The organism is Phaeovulum molybdatiresistens, assembly GCF_023544865.1.
Classification (GTDB): Bacteria; Pseudomonadota; Alphaproteobacteria; order Rhodobacterales; family Rhodobacteraceae; genus Pontitalea.
In genome coordinates, this window is the sequence record NZ_JAMJFX010000027.1 from 1 (window position 1) to 16,439 (window position 16,439).

The 16,439-nt window shown below is 64.9% G+C and carries 20 protein-coding genes; 15 read left to right on the forward strand and 5 right to left on the reverse strand.

Features of this window, described 5'->3' with window-relative positions; translation table 11 throughout:
• The first annotated feature begins 705 nt into the window (after positions 1 to 705).
• The 3 genes from MXB90_RS14815 to MXB90_RS14825 are packed head-to-tail and all read left to right on the forward strand — an operon-like array spanning position 706 to position 3,277.
• Positions 706 to 954: a helix-turn-helix transcriptional regulator gene (locus MXB90_RS14815; RefSeq protein WP_250046163.1), complete on the forward strand. Its 249-nt coding sequence runs from the start codon at positions 706 to 708 to the stop codon at positions 952 to 954.
• A complete protein-coding gene (locus tag MXB90_RS14820) occupies positions 951 to 1,934 on the forward strand; it encodes a DNA-methyltransferase (RefSeq protein ID WP_250046164.1) in 984 nt (327 codons plus the stop codon). The genes MXB90_RS14815 and MXB90_RS14820 overlap by 4 nt, the downstream gene beginning before the upstream one ends.
• Complete coding sequence (locus MXB90_RS14825; protein ID WP_250046165.1) at positions 1,931 to 3,277, forward strand: site-specific DNA-methyltransferase; 1,347 nt, start codon at positions 1,931 to 1,933, stop codon at positions 3,275 to 3,277. Before MXB90_RS14820 ends, MXB90_RS14825 begins: the two co-directional genes overlap by 4 nt.
• Here MXB90_RS14825 and MXB90_RS14830 read toward each other — a convergent pair.
• The 3 genes from MXB90_RS14830 to MXB90_RS14840 form a co-directional block, all read right to left on the reverse strand.
• Entirely contained in the window at positions 3,243 to 3,908 is a 666-nt protein-coding gene (locus MXB90_RS14830) for a hypothetical protein (protein WP_250046166.1), read from the reverse strand. The genes MXB90_RS14825 and MXB90_RS14830 overlap by 35 nt on opposite strands.
• Before the next feature lie 139 nt (positions 3,909 to 4,047).
• Positions 4,048 to 4,593, reverse strand: a complete 546-nt coding sequence (locus tag MXB90_RS14835) for a DUF3489 domain-containing protein (protein WP_250046167.1) — start codon at positions 4,591 to 4,593, stop codon at positions 4,048 to 4,050.
• A gap of 95 nt (positions 4,594 to 4,688) precedes the next feature.
• A complete protein-coding gene (locus MXB90_RS14840) occupies positions 4,689 to 4,913 on the reverse strand; it encodes a hypothetical protein (RefSeq protein ID WP_250046168.1) in 225 nt (74 codons plus the stop codon).
• 117 nt (positions 4,914 to 5,030) lie between these two features.
• Between MXB90_RS14840 and MXB90_RS14845 the strand changes: the two genes are divergently transcribed.
• The 9 genes from MXB90_RS14845 to MXB90_RS14885 are packed head-to-tail and all read left to right on the forward strand — an operon-like array spanning position 5,031 to position 13,023.
• Positions 5,031 to 5,567 carry a hypothetical protein gene (locus tag MXB90_RS14845; RefSeq protein WP_250046169.1) on the forward strand — a complete coding sequence of 179 codons (537 nt, stop codon included), beginning with the start codon at positions 5,031 to 5,033 and terminating at the stop codon, positions 5,565 to 5,567.
• The gene (locus MXB90_RS14850; RefSeq protein WP_250046170.1) at positions 5,515 to 7,566 is read left to right on the forward strand and encodes a phage terminase large subunit family protein; all 2,052 of its coding nucleotides are present in this window, start codon (positions 5,515 to 5,517) and stop codon (positions 7,564 to 7,566) included. Before MXB90_RS14845 ends, MXB90_RS14850 begins: the two co-directional genes overlap by 53 nt.
• Positions 7,566 to 7,778 carry a phage head-tail joining protein gene (locus MXB90_RS14855; RefSeq protein ID WP_250046171.1) on the forward strand — a complete coding sequence of 71 codons (213 nt, stop codon included), beginning with the start codon at positions 7,566 to 7,568 and terminating at the stop codon, positions 7,776 to 7,778. Before MXB90_RS14850 ends, MXB90_RS14855 begins: the two co-directional genes overlap by 1 nt.
• A 2-nt stretch (positions 7,779 to 7,780) precedes the next feature.
• Positions 7,781 to 9,280, forward strand: coding sequence for a phage portal protein (locus MXB90_RS14860; protein WP_250046173.1), 1,500 nt, complete (start codon positions 7,781 to 7,783; stop codon positions 9,278 to 9,280).
• Complete coding sequence (locus MXB90_RS14865) at positions 9,280 to 10,584, forward strand: S49 family peptidase (RefSeq protein WP_250046207.1); 1,305 nt, start codon at positions 9,280 to 9,282, stop codon at positions 10,582 to 10,584. Before MXB90_RS14860 ends, MXB90_RS14865 begins: the two co-directional genes overlap by 1 nt.
• Before the next feature lie 29 nt (positions 10,585 to 10,613).
• On the forward strand, positions 10,614 to 10,994 hold the full coding sequence (locus tag MXB90_RS14870) for a head decoration protein (RefSeq protein WP_250046174.1): 381 nt from the start codon (positions 10,614 to 10,616) through the stop codon (positions 10,992 to 10,994).
• Between the two features lie 44 nt (positions 10,995 to 11,038).
• Positions 11,039 to 12,061, forward strand: a complete 1,023-nt coding sequence (locus MXB90_RS14875) for a major capsid protein (protein WP_250046175.1) — start codon at positions 11,039 to 11,041, stop codon at positions 12,059 to 12,061.
• A gap of 18 nt (positions 12,062 to 12,079) precedes the next feature.
• On the forward strand, positions 12,080 to 12,394 hold the full coding sequence (locus MXB90_RS14880; protein ID WP_250046176.1) for a head-tail joining protein: 315 nt from the start codon (positions 12,080 to 12,082) through the stop codon (positions 12,392 to 12,394).
• A complete protein-coding gene (locus MXB90_RS14885; protein WP_250046177.1) occupies positions 12,391 to 13,023 on the forward strand; it encodes a DUF6441 family protein in 633 nt (210 codons plus the stop codon). The genes MXB90_RS14880 and MXB90_RS14885 overlap by 4 nt, the downstream gene beginning before the upstream one ends.
• A 208-nt stretch (positions 13,024 to 13,231) precedes the next feature.
• Here the strand turns inward: MXB90_RS14885 and MXB90_RS14890 are convergent, their stop codons facing one another.
• Positions 13,232 to 13,834, reverse strand: a complete 603-nt coding sequence (locus tag MXB90_RS14890) for a sulfotransferase family 2 domain-containing protein (RefSeq protein ID WP_250046178.1) — start codon at positions 13,832 to 13,834, stop codon at positions 13,232 to 13,234.
• Positions 13,835 to 14,105: 271 nt separating this feature from the next.
• Here MXB90_RS14890 and MXB90_RS14895 point away from each other — a divergent pair, with 271 nt between their 5' ends.
• Positions 14,106 to 14,528, forward strand: coding sequence for an acyl-CoA transferase (locus MXB90_RS14895; RefSeq protein ID WP_250046179.1), 423 nt, complete (start codon positions 14,106 to 14,108; stop codon positions 14,526 to 14,528).
• A 10-nt stretch (positions 14,529 to 14,538) separates the two neighbouring features.
• Here the strand turns inward: MXB90_RS14895 and MXB90_RS14900 are convergent, their stop codons facing one another.
• Positions 14,539 to 14,967 carry a thermonuclease family protein gene (locus tag MXB90_RS14900; protein WP_250046181.1) on the reverse strand — a complete coding sequence of 143 codons (429 nt, stop codon included), beginning with the start codon at positions 14,965 to 14,967 and terminating at the stop codon, positions 14,539 to 14,541.
• Between the two features lie 87 nt (positions 14,968 to 15,054).
• On the opposite strand from MXB90_RS14900, the gene MXB90_RS14905 reads away from it, so the two are divergent.
• Positions 15,055 to 15,993, forward strand: a complete 939-nt coding sequence (locus MXB90_RS14905; RefSeq protein ID WP_250046182.1) for a phage tail tube protein — start codon at positions 15,055 to 15,057, stop codon at positions 15,991 to 15,993.
• Between the two features lie 2 nt (positions 15,994 to 15,995).
• Positions 15,996 to 16,433, forward strand: a complete 438-nt coding sequence (locus MXB90_RS14910; RefSeq protein WP_250046185.1) for a hypothetical protein — start codon at positions 15,996 to 15,998, stop codon at positions 16,431 to 16,433.
• The last annotated feature ends 6 nt before the right edge of the window (positions 16,434 to 16,439 follow it).

Here is a 16,439-nt window from a genome sequence, read left to right on the forward strand (position 1 = left end):
TGATCTGCGGCCTCCATCGGATCGAGCGGCTGATGCGCCAAAACGCATTGAAAGCGCGGCCCAAACGACGCGGGAAGGCCATCGATTAATTCCTTTCAGACATGCGGCAGCCATCGGCCAAGGCCGTCGGCATGCAGATTACAAGTGACCCGCCGCGCAGGGCACGTGGGTGGACTGTGGTGCGGAGCATGTCGTCGAGGAAAACCGCCTGGATGCCAGAGCCGCACCGAGACCTGTGCGGGCTTCCGACCGTGTTCGTCTTTTCGATTCCAATGGACTGCTCAACGAGAAATCTACGCAGCCGGTGGGCGAGCACGCAACTACAAACCCGTTGCCCCAAATCGGAACAAAGAAAGAACCTGTGGATAACCCCGATTGCCGTCCGAGCGCGGCCGGAACAACCCATTCCGACAATTCCGCTCCCGACAAGTCCAGCGAATCCGCCTGAAGGTCGGCCAATCCTGCCTGCCGGAAGGATTGGTAGAGCTGCACCGGGCCGACCGCCTGAATGCGACAGGCAACAGCGCCTTTCAGGGAGCGTTCCCCAGAGGACCGCAATGGGCCACACACCCTGAAACTCCAATAATACCGGGACCGGAATGGGGCAGCGGCGTCCCGTTCCACCTTCCGCCTGTATTCCGGTCCTCGCGCTCTGCTTCGCTGACCCAGCCCCCGCTCGAGGGCACAAAGCGAACGGAGCAGCCCATGAGAGATTTTCAAACCAATCCCGAAGAGGACATTCCCGATCTGCTGGCCGACTGGATCAGCCGCGAACAGCTGGCCCGTGCGCTGGGCCTGACCGCCGACACGCTGGCCCGGTGGGAAGCGCGCCGCCACGGCCCGCCCTGCACCCGCATCGGCCGGAAGACCTTCTATCGCCGTGCCGCCATCCAGGAGTGGATCATGGCGCAGGAACAGGCCCATCCGGTGCGCAAGCCGCGGGGGCGGGCATGACGATGCAGTTCAGAACCTCCGACTGGCCCGCTGACCGCCTGGCCGAGGCGCGTGCCGTCATCGCCGATGTCGCGCATCACAGCGACCAGCTGATCCGGCTCAGCGATGATGATCTTGACGCGCTGCTGCGCGATCCCGAGGCGCTGGGCGGCGATGGCCCGGTCGATGGCGAGGACGATGTTCCCGACCTGCCGGTCACCCCGGTGTCTGTGCCGGGCGATCTTTGGCAGCTGGGCCCGCATCGGCTGATCTGCGGCGACAGCACCGCAGCCGATGTAGTCGGTCGGGTGCTGAGTGATGTCCGTCCCCTGCTCATGGTGACCGACCCGCCCTATGGCGTTGAATACGATCCGTCCTGGCGCAACCAGGCGGGCGCGGCCAAGACCAGGCGCACCGGCAAGGTCCTGAACGACGACCGCGCCGATTGGCGCGAGGCATGGGCGCTGTTCCCAGGCGATGTCGCCTATGTCTGGCACGGTGCGTTGCATGCGGCGACCGTGGCGGACAGCTTGGTGGCCGCTGGTTTCGCGATCCGGTCACAAATCATCTGGGCCAAGGACCGGCTGGTCCTCAGCCGCGGCGATTACCACTGGCAGCACGAACCCTGCTGGTATGCGGTGCGCGCCAAGGGCAAGGGCCACTGGGCCGGGGACCGCAAGCAGACGACGCTGTGGCAGATCGCCAACCGCGATCAGGATGCCGAAACGGTGCACGGCACGCAGAAGCCGGTCGAATGCATGCGGCGGCCGATCCTGAACAACTCCAGCCCCGGCCAGGCGGTCTATGAACCCTTCATGGGATCGGGCACCACGCTGATCGCGGCCGAGACCACCGGCCGGGTCTGCTATGGAGTCGAACTGAACCCGGCTTACGTCGATGTCGCCATCGAACGCTGGCAGTCCTTCACCGGCCAAGACGCCGTGCTGGCGGACACCGGCGAGACCTTCACCGCGCTGACGGCCAAGCGGCTCGCGGCATGAACGCGGCTCTTCTTCCCGGCAGAATTGAACACTGGCCGCTCGCCCGCCTCCGCCCTTACGCCCGGAACGCTAAGACCCACGATGCCGGCCAGGTGGCGAAGATCGCCGCCAGCATGGCGGAGTTTGGCTGGACCGTCCCCTGCCTCGTCGCGGCCGATGGCGAGTTGATCGCTGGCCATGGTCGCGTCCTGGCCGCGGCCAAGCTCGGGCTGGCTGAGGTGCCGGTGATCGTGCTGGGCCATCTGACCGAAGCCCAGCGCCGAGCCTACCGGATCGCCGACAACAAGCTGACCGAACTGGGCGGATGGGACGAGGCGCTGCTGCTCGAGGAACTGCGCGAGTTGATGGCCGAGGATTTCGACCTCGGTCTGATCGGGATCCCCGAGGACGAGCTGGACGCGCTGCTGCACGACGCCGACGACCGCGCACCCATCGACGATGACGCGGCCGACAGCATCCCCGAGGCTCCGGTCGAACCGATCACGCGTCCCGGCGACATCTGGGCGCTGGGCGATCACCGGCTGATCTGCGGCGACGCCACCGACCCGGCCGTGGTGGCGCGGCTAATGGACGGGGCGCAGGCCACGCTCCTGTTCACTTCGCCGCCATACGCCCAGCAGCGCGACTATGGCGCGGCGAAGGAGAAGGTCGGCGATTGGGATGCGCTGATGCAGGGCACCTTCGCCGCGGCGCCGGTCACCACCGAGGCCCAGCTGCTGGTGAACCTCGGTCTCGTCCACCGCGATGGCGAATGGATCCCCTATTGGGAAGGCTGGGTCGACTGGATGCGCGCGCAGGGTTGGCGCCGCTTCGGCTGGTATGTCTGGGACCAAGGGCCGGGCCTGCCCGGCGACTGGAACGGCCGCCTTGCGCCCTCGCACGAGTTCATCTTTCACTTCAACCGCCAGCCCCGAAAACCCAACAAGACGGTCGAGAGCAAGCACGCGGGCGAAACCCTCGGCGGCGGTGGCCTGCGCGGCGCCGACGGCACGGTGCATCGCAAGACCGGCTTCGGCAACGCGATCCAGAGCCACCGCATCCCGGACAGCGTTTTCCGCATCATGCGCCACAAGGGCGGCTTGGGCGCAGCCGGATCACACCCGGCCGTGTTCCCGGTGGCGCTGGTCGAGGCGGTGCTGGAGGCCTTCACCGATCCTGGCGACCTGATCTTCGAGCCCTTTTGCGGCTCGGGCACCCAATTGGTCGCCGCCGATCGCACCGCGCGGCGCTGCTGCGCGGTGGAACTGGACCCGGTTTACTGCGATGTCGCCGTGCGGCGGTGGGAAATGGCGACGGGGCGGAAGGCCGTCAGACCACCAATCCTTGGCTCTGCGACCAATTAACAACCTGCTCTCTAAATGGCTGCATTCGGAGATATGCACGCTTTGACAGATCCAGTTCGTAGCTCAAACTCTTCCGTATTTCAGCGTGAATATGAATTGAGTTGCGCGCATCATAGAATTCTACAAGCTCATATTTCAGCCATGGTTCAATAATACCAAGAGAACATGCGCACTCAGCCTTTCGATCAAATCTAACCTTTGACTCATCAGTCTTGCCAACGCCCTCGTAGGTGGGAATAATAGCCTTTCCATCGTGTTCTAAGTGCTTCTTGAGGATATCCAATTTCGCAGCCGGAATAGAAACTTGTTTCCTCATCGAAAACTCAGTAAGCGCGATTACTTGCGGATCGTCAGACTTGTTTACAAAAAGAAGGTGGTGCAGGGCTGCTTCATAGATTGATGCGTAAGAAAGTATCTGCAAACGTATCTGAGCGCGCAGAAGCCAGTCATCAGCCCCCAAGCCCTCAAGAAGCTTGTATATATATCGAGCCGCAAAAAATTCCTCACCCAATCGAAGTGCAAGCTTTTGGTCATCGATGAAGTCAAAAAAGTTCTTGTGCCACTCCGCATCGGCGATGTGCTTTCGAGCATATTCGTCAACTGATTTCTTGATGTCTTCTGCGAATGCCATGACCTTCTCACCCTTGGTTCTCCAGTTAGCAACCTAAGATGGCTGTAGCCGTCGGCGCAACTGCACTTAGTCCAGCAGATATGCTGACGATCTGAGACAAAGCGCCTGTCGGAGACCAGGGGAGGTGGAGAAAGGAGTCTCACCTATGACGATACACCGTGCCCCTGCCCTCGACCTTCTCGGTGGTAATGGGCAGGCCCAGCTTCTTCTTCAGCCCGCCAGATATAGCGCCCCGGACGGTGTGGGCCTGCCAGCCGGTGGCCCTGACCATCTCGGTGACGGTGGCGCCCTCGGCCCGGCTGAGCATCGCGATGATCTGCGCCTGCTTGGTGCCCGCCCGCCCGGGGATACGTGCAGGGGCATCCGGCGCTGATGGCGGCACAGCCCTTGCCTTGCGAACACTGGAAAAAACGCTGACCACCACCGGCTCGATGCCGATGGCCTCCAGCCCAGCCTCGGTGGCGATCAGCGTGGTGCCGTGACCTTCGCCGATCTCGCGCCACATCGGCTCGCCGCGGCGAAGATTGGCCTCGACCTCCTCCAGCCAGTCGCGGGCGATCATCTTGCCGACGACCATCTTGGCGGCCGCACCGGCCAGCCCCTCGGGCAGCGGCAAGGCGAGGTTGCCCGGTCGGGTCGCGGCGCGAGACAGGATCAGGGATTGGGTATCGGATGGGGTGGTCATCGGGGTCTCCGTTGCGCTGGGCGCGCGGTGTGCGCCCTTCTACGGAGGCAAGCCCCGCGCAACAGGGCGGGGCGATCGTCGAGCGTGTTGGCGGGTCAGGCGGCGTGTTCGCCTTCCTTGAAGGCGCTCTCCGTGATCTGGCGCAGCAGGCCCGCGTAGTGCTCCAGCGTTCCGACATTGCCCCAATTGATCTCGTCGGGGTGGGTCTCGAAGTGGTCATCGCTGAGCGCCTTCAGTCGCTCCAACATCACGTCGATCTCGGCTTTGGCGGCGATGAAGGCGTCGAGGGCCTTGGAATTGTCGGTGGCGCGGCGGGTCATGGCGGTGGCGTCCTTCGGTGAGTTGCATCGTTTTCTTGCGATCAGACTCGCTCTGTCGCGCCACCCAATCAACTGAAACCCAAGTAATATCATCACGTTGATCGGATTATCCGCGCCATGAAGGGCATGAGCGAACGCGAGTACGCGGCTCATTCGGGGCTGTCCCGCGGCGGGGTCCAGAAGGCCCGGAAGAACGGACGGCTGGTGGTCTATGACGACGGGTCGATCAACGCCGTGGCCTCGGATGTGCGACGGGCGGAAATGACGAACCCCGACCAGCAGCGCCGGTCGCTGGGTGGCGATGGGCTGGCGAGCGGCCCCGGCGAGACCACGTCCTACATCAAGGCGCGCACCGCGCTGACGGTCTATGCGGCGCAGGAAAAGCAGCTGGGGCTGCAGAAGAAGAAGGGCGCCCTGGTTGACCGCGCCCGGGCCGAGACGCTGGTGTTTCGCCTGGCGCGGCAGGAACGGGATGTCTGGGTGACCTGGCCCGGACGGGTGGCAGCGCTGATGGCAGCGCAGATCATGGCGGAGGTGGAACGGCAGACCGGGGCATCGGTGACGATCGAGACCGCGATCATGCAGAGGGTGCTGGAAGCCCATGTCCGCGAACAGCTCGACGCCCTCGCCGACCTCAGGGTCTCGCTTGCATGACGGCGATGATGACAACGACCTGACCGACGGCCTCGACCTCGGCTTCGACGGCGCCGAAGACCTGCTCCGGGTCTGGCGGCAGGGGATGCGCCCCGACCCGAACCTGACGGTGTCGGAATGGGCGGATCAACATCGCTGGCTATCGTCGCGGGGCGCGGCCGAGCCGGGGCGGTATCGCACGGCCCGCGCGCCCTATCTGCGCGAGATCATGGATGCGCTCTCGCCCGGCCACCCGGCCCAGCGCATCACCTTCATGAAGGCCGCGCAGGTTGGCGCGACCGAGGCCGGGAACAACTGGATCGGCTTCGTGATCCATCACGCGCCGGGACCGATGCTTGCTGTGCTGCCCACCGTGGAAATGGCGAAACGGTCATCGCGCGGCCGGATCGACCCCTTGATCGCGGAAAGCCCGGCCCTGCGGGAACGCGTGAGCCCGGCGCGGTCGCGCGATGCCGGCAATTCGATGCTGTCGAAGGAGTTTCCCGGCGGCATCCTGGTGCTGACCGGGGCCAATTCGGCCACGGGCCTGCGGTCGATGCCCGCGCGCTATGTCTTTCTCGACGAGGTCGATGCCTATCCGGCTTCGGCCGACGAGGAAGGTGACCCGGTCACGCTGGCCGAGGCCCGGACCACCACCTTTTCGCACCGGCGCAAGGTGTTCATGGTCTCGACCCCGACCATTCGGGGGCTGTCGCGCATCGAGCGCGAGTTCGAGGCTTCCGACCAGCGTCGTTACTTTGTGCCCTGCCCGCATTGCGGGGCGATGCAATGGCTGCAGTTCGATCGGCTGCGCTGGGCGAAGGGGAAGCCGGAAACGGCGGCCTACCACTGCGAGGGCTGCGAACGGCCCATTGCCGAGCATCACAAGACCGCAATGCTGGCCAAGGGCGAGTGGCGGGCGACAGCCGTGTCCGCCGACCCGAAAGCCATCGGTTTCCACATCTCGGCGCTTTATTCGCCCTTGGGCTGGAAGAGCTGGGCCGAGATCGCGCGCGAATGGCTGGCGGCGCAGGGCTCGGAGGAGATGCTGCGCGCCGCGCGCAACACGCTTCTGGGCGAGACATGGGTCGAGTCGGGCGACGCGCCGGAATGGCAGCGGCTGGCGGATCGGCGCGAGGCCTGGAAGCCAGGCAGCGTTCCCTCTGCCGGGCTGTTCCTGACGGCTGGCGCAGACGTGCAGAAGGACCGGATCGAGGTGGACATCTGGGCCTGGGGCCGGGGCCTAGAGTCCTGGCTCGTCGATCACATCGTCATTCCGGGCGGGCCTGACGATCCGGCGGCGTGGGACAAGCTGACCGCCCTTCTTGGCCGGTCGTGGCAGCATGCCAATGGCGCCTTCATGACCGTGGCACGGCTTGGCATCGATACCGGCTACGAGGCCGCGGCGGTCTATGCCTGGTCGCGCAAGGTCGGGTTCGAACAGGTCGCGCCCCTGAAGGGGCTTGAGGGCTTCAACCGCGCCGCCCCGGTGTCTGGCCCGACCTTCGTCGATGCCACCATCGGCGGCAAACGGCTGCGCCGCGGTGCCCGGCTCTGGTCGGTGGCCACGGCAACGTTCAAGGCGGAGACTTACCGCTTCCTGCGGATCGAACGGCCCTCGGACGAAGACCGCGCTACCGGGCTGCTCGACGCCCCCGGCACGATCCACCTTCCCGGCTGGGCCGACACCGAATGGCTGAAGCAGCTGGTGGCCGAACAGCTGGTCACGATTCGCAACAAGCGCGGCTATGCCCACCAGGAATGGCAGAAGATGCGCGAACGGAACGAGGCGCTGGACTGCCGCGTCTATGCCCGCGCCGCGGCGTGGATCCTCGGCGCCGACCGATGGGACGAGGCCACCTGGCGGCGGCTTGAGGCGCAGGCAGGCCTAGAAACGCGCATGCCTGCAGCCATCCCGACTGACGCCGCACCACCTGATCCGGCCCAGCCCAAGGCTGGAACCCTGACCACGCCGCGCCGGAAACGGCGGGCCTACACCCCGAACTTCATGAGGGACTGATGGATCTCGATCGTATGCAGGCCCTGCTGACCGCGCTGCAGGAAGCCCGCTTCGCCGGGCTGCGCAGCGTCAGCTATGACGGCAAGACAGTCACCTATGGATCGGACGCCGAACTGGCGGCGGCCATTCGCGACTTGGAGGGCCGGATCGCTACCGCCTCTGCCACCCCGCGTCGGCGTCGCTGGGGCACCGTGGCCACGAAGGGTCTGTGACCATGGTGCTCGACACCTTCCGCGCGCGGCTCGGATCCATCATCGGCGGCTTCGACGCCGCGCAGTCCCACCGTCGCATGCGCGGGTTCCGGGCTACCCGCGCCCATGTGAACACGCTGATCACCGCCTCGGGCGAGACGATCACTGCGCGGGCGCGCTGGTTGGTCCGGAACAACGGCTATGCGGCGAATGCCGTCGATGCCTTCGCGAACCATGTGGTAGGCGACGGCATCAAGCCCTCGTCGAAGGTCTCGGACGCGGCGAAAAAGGAGGAGTTGCAGAAGCTCTGGCTCGCCTGGACCGACGAAGCCGATGCCGAGGGTCTGACCGACTTCTTCGGCCTGCAGCGCCGGGCCGCGCGGGAGGCGTTCCTGGCGGGTGAGGTCTTCCTGCGTATCCGGCCGCGGCGGGCGGAGGACGGTCTGACCGTCCCGATGCAGCTGCAGATGCTGCCCTCGGAAATGCTGCCCCAGGACCTGATCCGCGTCCTGCCCGGCGCGGGGTCGATCCGGCAGGGCATCGAGTTCGACGACATCGGCCGCCGCGTGGCCTATCACTTTTTGCGCCGCCATCCGGGCGACATGACCGATCCGGGACTGGCCGGGGAAACCGTGCGCGTGCCCGCGTCCGAGGTGATCCACATTCTCGACCCGGTCGAGGCAGGCCAGTTGCGCGGTGTGTCGCGCTTCGCTGCGGCCGTGGTGAAGCTCTTCACGCTGGACCTCTACGACGACGCGGAGCTGGAGCGGAAGAAAACCGCGGCGATGTTCGCCATGTTCATTACCTCGCCAGCGCCAGAAACCGCCCTTGATCCCGCCGAGGACGATCTCGAGGTGGAACCGGGCCAGGTGGTGCGGCTGGACCCGGGTGAAGATGTCACCACGCCGTCCACCCCCGACTCTGGCAGCACCTACGAACCCTTCCAGTACCGCACGCTGTTGCAAATCGGTGCGGCGCTGGGCGTGCCCTATGGCTATCTCACCGGCGACACGGCGAAGGGCAACTTCTCGAACACGCGGATCGCGCTCGTCGATTTCCGTCGGCGCATCTCGGCCTTCCAGCATTCGGTGATGGTCTATCAGCTCTGCCGCGCGGTCTGGACGCGCTGGATGGATATGGCTGTGCTGGCAGGCGCCATCGATCTGCCGGACTATGCCACCGACCGGCGCCAATATCTCGCCTGCGACTGGCTCCCGACGAAATGGGACTGGATTGACCCGGCCAAGGATGCGGCGGCGGAGATCCTGCAGATCGAGGCCGGGCTGAAGTCCCGCACGCAGGCCATCGCGGAACGGGGCTTTGATGCAGAACAGGTCGACCGCGAAATCGCCGCCGAACGCAAACGCGAGGTCGAACTGGGGCTCGACTTCCGGCGCCCGGGGTCGCCGGCGCAGGCAGCGGGCAAGACGAGCACGCACGAAGACAGCGGCGACAAGCCGGAAGAACCCGATGGCGCAGAGGACGGCGAAGACCGGGATCCCCGGTCCGCGGAGGAGGCATGATGCATCACACCCAGATCGCCCAGCGCGTCTTCAACACGCCGCTGATGGTCGATCCCGCCAAGGCGCTGGCCTTCCTGACGGGGCTTGGCCCCCGGATCACCGGGCGGAAAATCACCGTCGAGGGGATGGCTGTGGCGCCCGCAGATGAGGCCAGCGCCCCCCTGCCCGCCCGGGCCTCGCTCTTTGGCGATGACCTGACCAACCGCCAGGCGCGAAACGGCGGCCAGCCCTTAGCCGTCGTCGACGGGATTGCGGTCATTGAAATTGCAGGCACGCTGGTGCATCGTGGAGCCTGGATCGGGCAATCCTCCGGCCTGACCTCCTATGAAGGAATCGCCGCCCAGCTTCAGGCGGCGCTTGCCGATCCGGCGATCCGCGGCATCGCCCTCGACATCGACAGCTTCGGTGGCGAGGTGGCGGGGGCCTTCGATCTGGCCGATCGCATCCGTGCCGCCCGGACGCAAAAACCGATCCACGCCTTCGTCGCCGATCATGCCCTCTCGGCCGCCTATGCGCTCGCCTCGCAAGCCGACCGGATCATCCTGCCCCGCACCGGCGCCGTTGGCAGCATCGGCGTCGTGGCGATGCACAGCGACATGAGCGGGGCGCTGGATCAGAAGGGCATCGCCGTCACGTTGATCCACGCCGGCGCGCGCAAGGTCGACGCAAATCCCTACCAGCCGCTGCCTGAAGCGGTCCGCGCGCGGATCACAGGCGAGTTGGAGGATCTGCGCCAGCTTTTCGCGGAAACCGTCGCCGACGGTCGCGGCAATCGCCTCGATACCCAACGCGCGCTGAGCACCGAAGCCGCCGTCTTTCGCGGCGAGGCGGCCGTCTTTGCCGGTCTCGCCGACGAAGTGGCCGATCCCGTCACCGCCTTCCGCGCCTTCGCCGCCGCCCCCCGCGGCACATCCACCCCAAAAGGAAAGAGCCTGATGATGACCACCGCCCCTGAAGACCATGCGCAGCCTTTGGCCGCGCCTGCCACCACCCCGCCGGAACCGGCCACGTCCTCGGTAGTCGCGCCGCCGCAAGCGGAAGCGGAAGCGCTCTCCCCCGAAGCGATCCGCGCAGAGGCGGCGGAAGTTGCTCAGGTCTGTGCACAGGCGGCGCGGCTTGGCGTCACCATCGATGCCGCCGACGCGGTGGCCCGCGGCGTGAAGCCGGAAGCCCTGCGCGCCAAGGTCCTGGCCGACCTAGCTGCCCGCGGTGATGCGGCGGGCATCATCGCCACCGCGCCGGCGGCTACGCGCGAAAGCCCCATCGTGGCGGCCGCGAAAAAATCCGCCGCGGCTTCGCGCTGAACCAACGTCCCCATCCCGGAGAGTGAACCATGTCCGTCCTGACGCAACCGCCCAGCATGGGCGACGTCCTCAAATACGAGGTCAATCCGAACTATACCCGCGAGATCGTGCCACTGCTGTTGGGGACGCCCTACCCCGCAGGCTCGGTCCTCGGAAAGATCACGGCCAGCGGCAAATACACCCTGTCCCCGGCGACCGGGACTGACGGTGCGCAGATCGCCACGGCCGTGCTGCTCTACCCCGTCGATGCGACGCTGGCCGACGCGATCGGCATCGTCGTGGTTCGCGGCCCGGCAATCGTCTCGCGTGCAGGCCTCGCCTATGACGCCACCGTCGATGATGCGGGCAAGATCACCACCAAGCTCGGCCAGCTGGCCGCCGTGGGCATCATCCCGCGCGACGGCGTCTGACCCCTTCCCTCCTCCCTTTCCGCCCCCAGCCCCCGGAGCGCCCCATGACCCTGATCCGCAACCCCTTTGACGCCGGCGGCTATTCGCTGGCCGAGATGACGCAGGCCATCAACATCCTGCCCAACCTCTACACCCGCCTCGCCCAGATCGGCCTCTTCCGCTTCGAAGGGGTCAGCCAGCGATCGGTCATCATCGAGCAGTACGAAGGCGTCCTGAGCCTGTTGCCCTCGGTGCCCTTCGGTGGCCCAACCACGGTCGGCACCCGCGAGGGGCGGTCGATGCGCAGCTTCGCCCTGCCCTGGATTCCGCATGATGACGTGATCCTGCCCGCCGACATCCAGGGGCAACCCGCGCTGGGCGTGTCCGATGCCGCCGATCCCCTTGTCGAGGTGATGAACCGCAAACTCCAGCTCATGCGCCGCAAGCATGCCCAGACGCGCGAATACATGGAAATGAACGCGCTGCGCGGCATCGTGAAGGACGGGGCCGGCACCACCCTTTACAACTATTTCACCGAATTCGGGCTCGCGCAGATTTCGGTGGACTTCGTGCTGGGCACGGCCGGAACAAACGTGCAGGGCAAGGTTCGCGAGGTATTGCGCGCCATCGAGGACAACCTTCTGGGCGAGACGATGACCTCGGTCCATGCCCTCGTCAGTCGGGAATTCTTCGACAAGCTGATCGCCCATCCGAAGACGGAAGAGGCCTACAAGTTCTACGCCGCGACCGGCGCGCAGCCGCTCCGCGAGGATGTGCGTCGCAACTTCCCCTTTGCCGGCATCCTCTTCGAGGAATACGCAGGGACAGTCACGCTTTCGACGAAGGCCTCCGAACGGCTGGTCCCAGCGAACGAGGGCATCGCCTTCCCCTTGGGCACGATGGACACCTTCACCACCTATGGCGGCCCGGCAAATCTTCTGGAAACCGCCAATACCATCGGCCTGCCCCTCTACGCCCGCCAGCATCTCGACGAGAAGGGTCGATGGATCGACCTGATGACCGAAGCCTCGATCCTGCCGGTCAACAAGCGCCCGCGGCTCGCGATCCGGCTTCACAGCTCGAACTGACACGCCCCTGAAATTGTCATGTCCATCTTTGCCGCCGCCATGGACCGCATCTTCACCCATGCCTCCATGGCGGCCCCTGCGCTCTGGATCTCGGCCACCAGATCCGAGGAACGCCCGATCCGCATCATCCGTCGCGCCCCGGATCGGATTGTCGAGTTCGGCGCGGGGCGTTTTGTCAGCGACAGCCTGATGGTGGATGTGCGGATCATCGACCTGCCAGAACCACGCCCCGGCGATTTGATCGTGATCGGCACCGACAGCTTTCTGGTCCAGGGCGAGCCGCTTCGCGACCGCGAACAACTGATCTGGACACTCGACCTGAGGCCGGAATGAAGCTGAAACTGGACATCTTCCCCGACCTGGCCGGTCTGATGGAGGCCGAATTCCGGGCGGGCGAGCGCGCGGTCACCGCCGCCATGCACGCGGCAGGCGCGACCCTCAAATCCGACTGGCGCGGCCAGATCGCGGACGCCGGGCTGGGCACGCGGCTCGGCAACTCGATCCGCCTGGCCACCTACCCCAAGGCAGGCGACAGCCTCAACGCGGCCGCCCTCGTCTGGTCGAATGCCCCAGTCATCGTCGGCGCCCATGACACGGGGCCGCTGATCCGGTCGAAGGCCGGATTCTGGCTGGCGATCCCCACCCCTGCCGCGGGAAAGTCAGCCCGAGGCGGGCGGATCACCCCAGCTGAATGGGAACGCCGCACGGGTCTTCGGTTGCGCTTCATCTATCGCCGTCGGGGCCCAAGCCTTCTGGTCGCCGAGGGTCGGATGAACTCGAAAGGACGGGCGGTGGCGTCGCGCGCGAAAACCGGCCGCGGGTTGGCAACCGTGCCGATCTTCCTGCTCGTCCCACAGGTCAAGCTACGAAAGCGATTGGACCTGGCGCGAGATGCGGAGCGGGCCATCGACAGCGTGCCAGGGCGCATCGTTGCGGGGTGGGATGAACTGCCTTCCGCCTGACCACATAACGCTGCCGATCCCATCACGCGCTCAGTTTCTGTTCGCTGACGCAGCATTATAGACAAGGCGAGAAGAGCAAACTTGCTCCCGACCATTCCAGACTATTCAAATTGCATGCGGGGAAAGGCACGTTTTATCTTCATGACCCCGACTTACGCCAAACCATCAATCAGCAGGGATCGCCATTTCAAGTGGATCCCAATCAAAATTAAACTGCGAGATCGGTCGAATAACCCAAAACTTCGAAATCCCTCCGGTACCGATCAACAACTATCTCTCGGGTGATGGGGTCGTAATGGGATGCGAAACCTTCATGTGTAGTAGAATTCAAGTGAGGCAAATTCAACCGCAAACCAATTTTTTCGGAAACCGTCGAGAAATCCTCATTAAGTCTTTCGAACCTGCCAACAAAGGAAATCATGACATTCCCATCATTATCGGTTATATAATCAGCCTGACTATTGGCCGTCATATTCTCAAGATAGTCTCGGAAGCTCAAATTTGTCTTTCCGCGCTTCAAACTGAAATGATAATGTGACACCGCCCAGTCAAAAGGGTTACGGACAAAAGCAAAAGAAAAATAATCATAAAATCCATCACCCAAAAGCGCTGAATAATCGCGCGCACTTGCGTGAGTCTGCGTATCAATCCCGTTCAATCGAAACGAAAGGCGAAGACTCTGGAAGGTCTTATTGGTACGTCGCACGAGTATTTCGCGCAGATCGCGGTGCGGTTTCAACGCCCGCTCCACACTTGAACCTGCAGTCTTGGGAATATGAATGAATATTGCGCTACGTCTTTTCAATAGCACCCAAAGCACTCCAGATGTATTTCATCTCTTTATCCGGCGGATAACATGTCTTGAGTCGCGTGAAAGTTCAATCCCTTAGCTTGACATTTCGCAACAGGGCGGCGGGGATCATCCTGCGCCGAGCTGCGCGTTCACCGGGAAAAAGCTGTGTGACAAGCCAACCGACAGACAAGCGTCAGGCATGCCACTTTTGCGTGCATGCCGCGCCTCTTGATGCATTGCTGTCGAATTTGAATCGCGGCGCTTCTGATGATGCTTTATGGAACCAGACATGCCCTCCCCTCGCGAAACCATCCTCACCGCGCTGCACAGCCAGCTTCAGGTTCTGGACGCCGTGGTGCTGCGCAACGCGGCACTTCCGGAGCGGATCGGGCGGGAGGGCCTGCTGATCCTGCGTGACGGCGAGCCAGGGGAGCCGGAGGTCACGCTGTCGCCGCTGCGCTATCATTTCCGGCACCGGGCCGAGATCGAGGCGATCACGCAAGCGGCTGAGGGGCGCGATGCGGCCTTCGATTGGCTGATCGCGAGCCTCGGTGCGGTGATTGCCGCCGACCGGACGCTGGGCGGGCTCTGCGACTGGATCGAAGCAGAAGCGCCGCAGCCGGTGGATCTGCCCATCGAGGGCGCCGCCAGCCTGAAGGCGGCGGTAATCCCGGTCGTGCTTCACTATTCGACGGCCGATCCGCTGGCGTGATCGGGCGATCTCAGCAGGTTCCGTAATAGCCGCGCGAGAAGCGGCAGTATTCGGTGGCGACGCCGAGGCGGATCATTTCGGCGGCAATGTCGCGGCCATCGGGCAGGAAGCACTGCCCGACGATGCGGCCATAGCGATCCATGTCCCGGACGCGGCAGTCGAGGGTCTGGCCAGAGATCAACGACCGCAGGGTCCGGGTCGCGGTCGATCCGCCGCGCTCATTGCGCTCGGGCGCATCGAGGCCCCAGACGCGAATGCGCCGCGAGGTCCCGCTCAGCGTGAAGGTGTCACCGTCGAGGATCTTGCTGACGCGGGCCTGGATCCGCTCTTCGGCCCGCAGGTCGACCGGAAGGAGCAGCACCAGACAGGCGATCAGGGTCAGGGACCAGCGATGCGGGGCCGATGCGGCGGCCCTGCGGGATAAGACAAATCTTCTCATGCCGAGATGTTTGCCAGCAGCGGGATCGCGCGACAAGGCCTGATCGGCCCGCCGCGGATCTGCCCAACCGACAACAGGAGATAACAGATGGCACGAGCCCAGGGCGCGCGGGCGCAGATGGCGCTTGCGTTCGAGACGAGTTACGGCACCCCGCCGGCGGGCGGGTTCACGCGGATGCCCTTTGCCAGCACGACGCTCGGGGCGGAGCAGCCGCTAATCAGTTCGGAATTGCTGGGCTATGGCCGCGATCCGCTGGCGCCCGTGCGCGATGCAGTGACGGCCGATGGCGCGGTGGTGGTGCCGATCGATGCGCGCGCTTTCGGCTTCTGGCTGAAGGCGGCCTTCGGGACGCCCACCACCACCGGCACCGATCCCTATACACATGAGTTCGTCTCGGGCGGCTGGTCGCTGCCGAGCCTCTCGATCGAGACGGCCATGCCCGAGGTCCCGCGCTATGCGATCTATTCGGGCTGCGTGGTCGATCAGATCTCCTGGGAGATGAACCGGGCCGGCCTGCTGACGGCGACGGTAAACCTTGTCGCGCAGGGCGAGACGACGGGAACGACCAGCACGGCTGGTACCTTGGCCGAGATCGACCTCCTGCGGTTTGGCCATTTCAACGGATCGATCCGGCGCAATGGCGTGGCACTTGGCAATGTGATCTCGACGCAGATCACCTATGCCAACGGCCTTGACCGGATCGAGACGATCCGGGCGGACGGCAAGATCGACGGGGCCGATCCGGGGATGGCGGCGCTCACCGGCAGTCTCGAAGTGCGCTTTGCCGATACGGTGCTGCTCACGCAGGCGGTGAACGGCACCGAATGCGAGCTGGAATTCGCCTATACGCTGGCGACGGGGGAAAGCTTCACGCTGACCGCGCATGCGGTGCATCTGCCCAAGCCCCGGATCGAGATTGCCGGGCCGCAGGGCATCCAGGCCAGTTTCGACTGGCAGGCGTCGAAGGGGATCAGCCCCGCGCGGATGTGCACCGCGGTTCTGATCAATGATGTGGCGGGGTATTGATCATGTTGAGACTCGATCTGACGCAGACGCCCTCCTGGCTTGACCTGATGCCCGGGGTCCGGGTGCAGCTGCGCCCGCTGAGCACGGCGCTGATGGTTGCGGTGCAGCGCGATCCGGCGGTGCGGGACCTGCCCGACGACACACCGGACGAGGTCCGCGCAGTCGCGGCCGCCAAGGCGCTGGCGCGGCGCGCGATCCTGGCCTGGGACGGCGTGGGCGATGGGGATGGTCGGCCGATCCCGGTGACGCCCGAGGGGATCGACGCGCTCCTCGAGATCTGGCCGATCTTCGAGGCTTTCCAGAGCGGTTATGTCGCGAAGGCCCTGCTGCTGGATGCAGAAAAAAACGCCTCATCGCCCTTGCCGAGTGGCATTTCGGCGGGGGCGAGCGCTACTGCGAAGCCTGCCAGGGGCCGTGCCCGGACTGCCCGGCGCGGCTGAACGCGC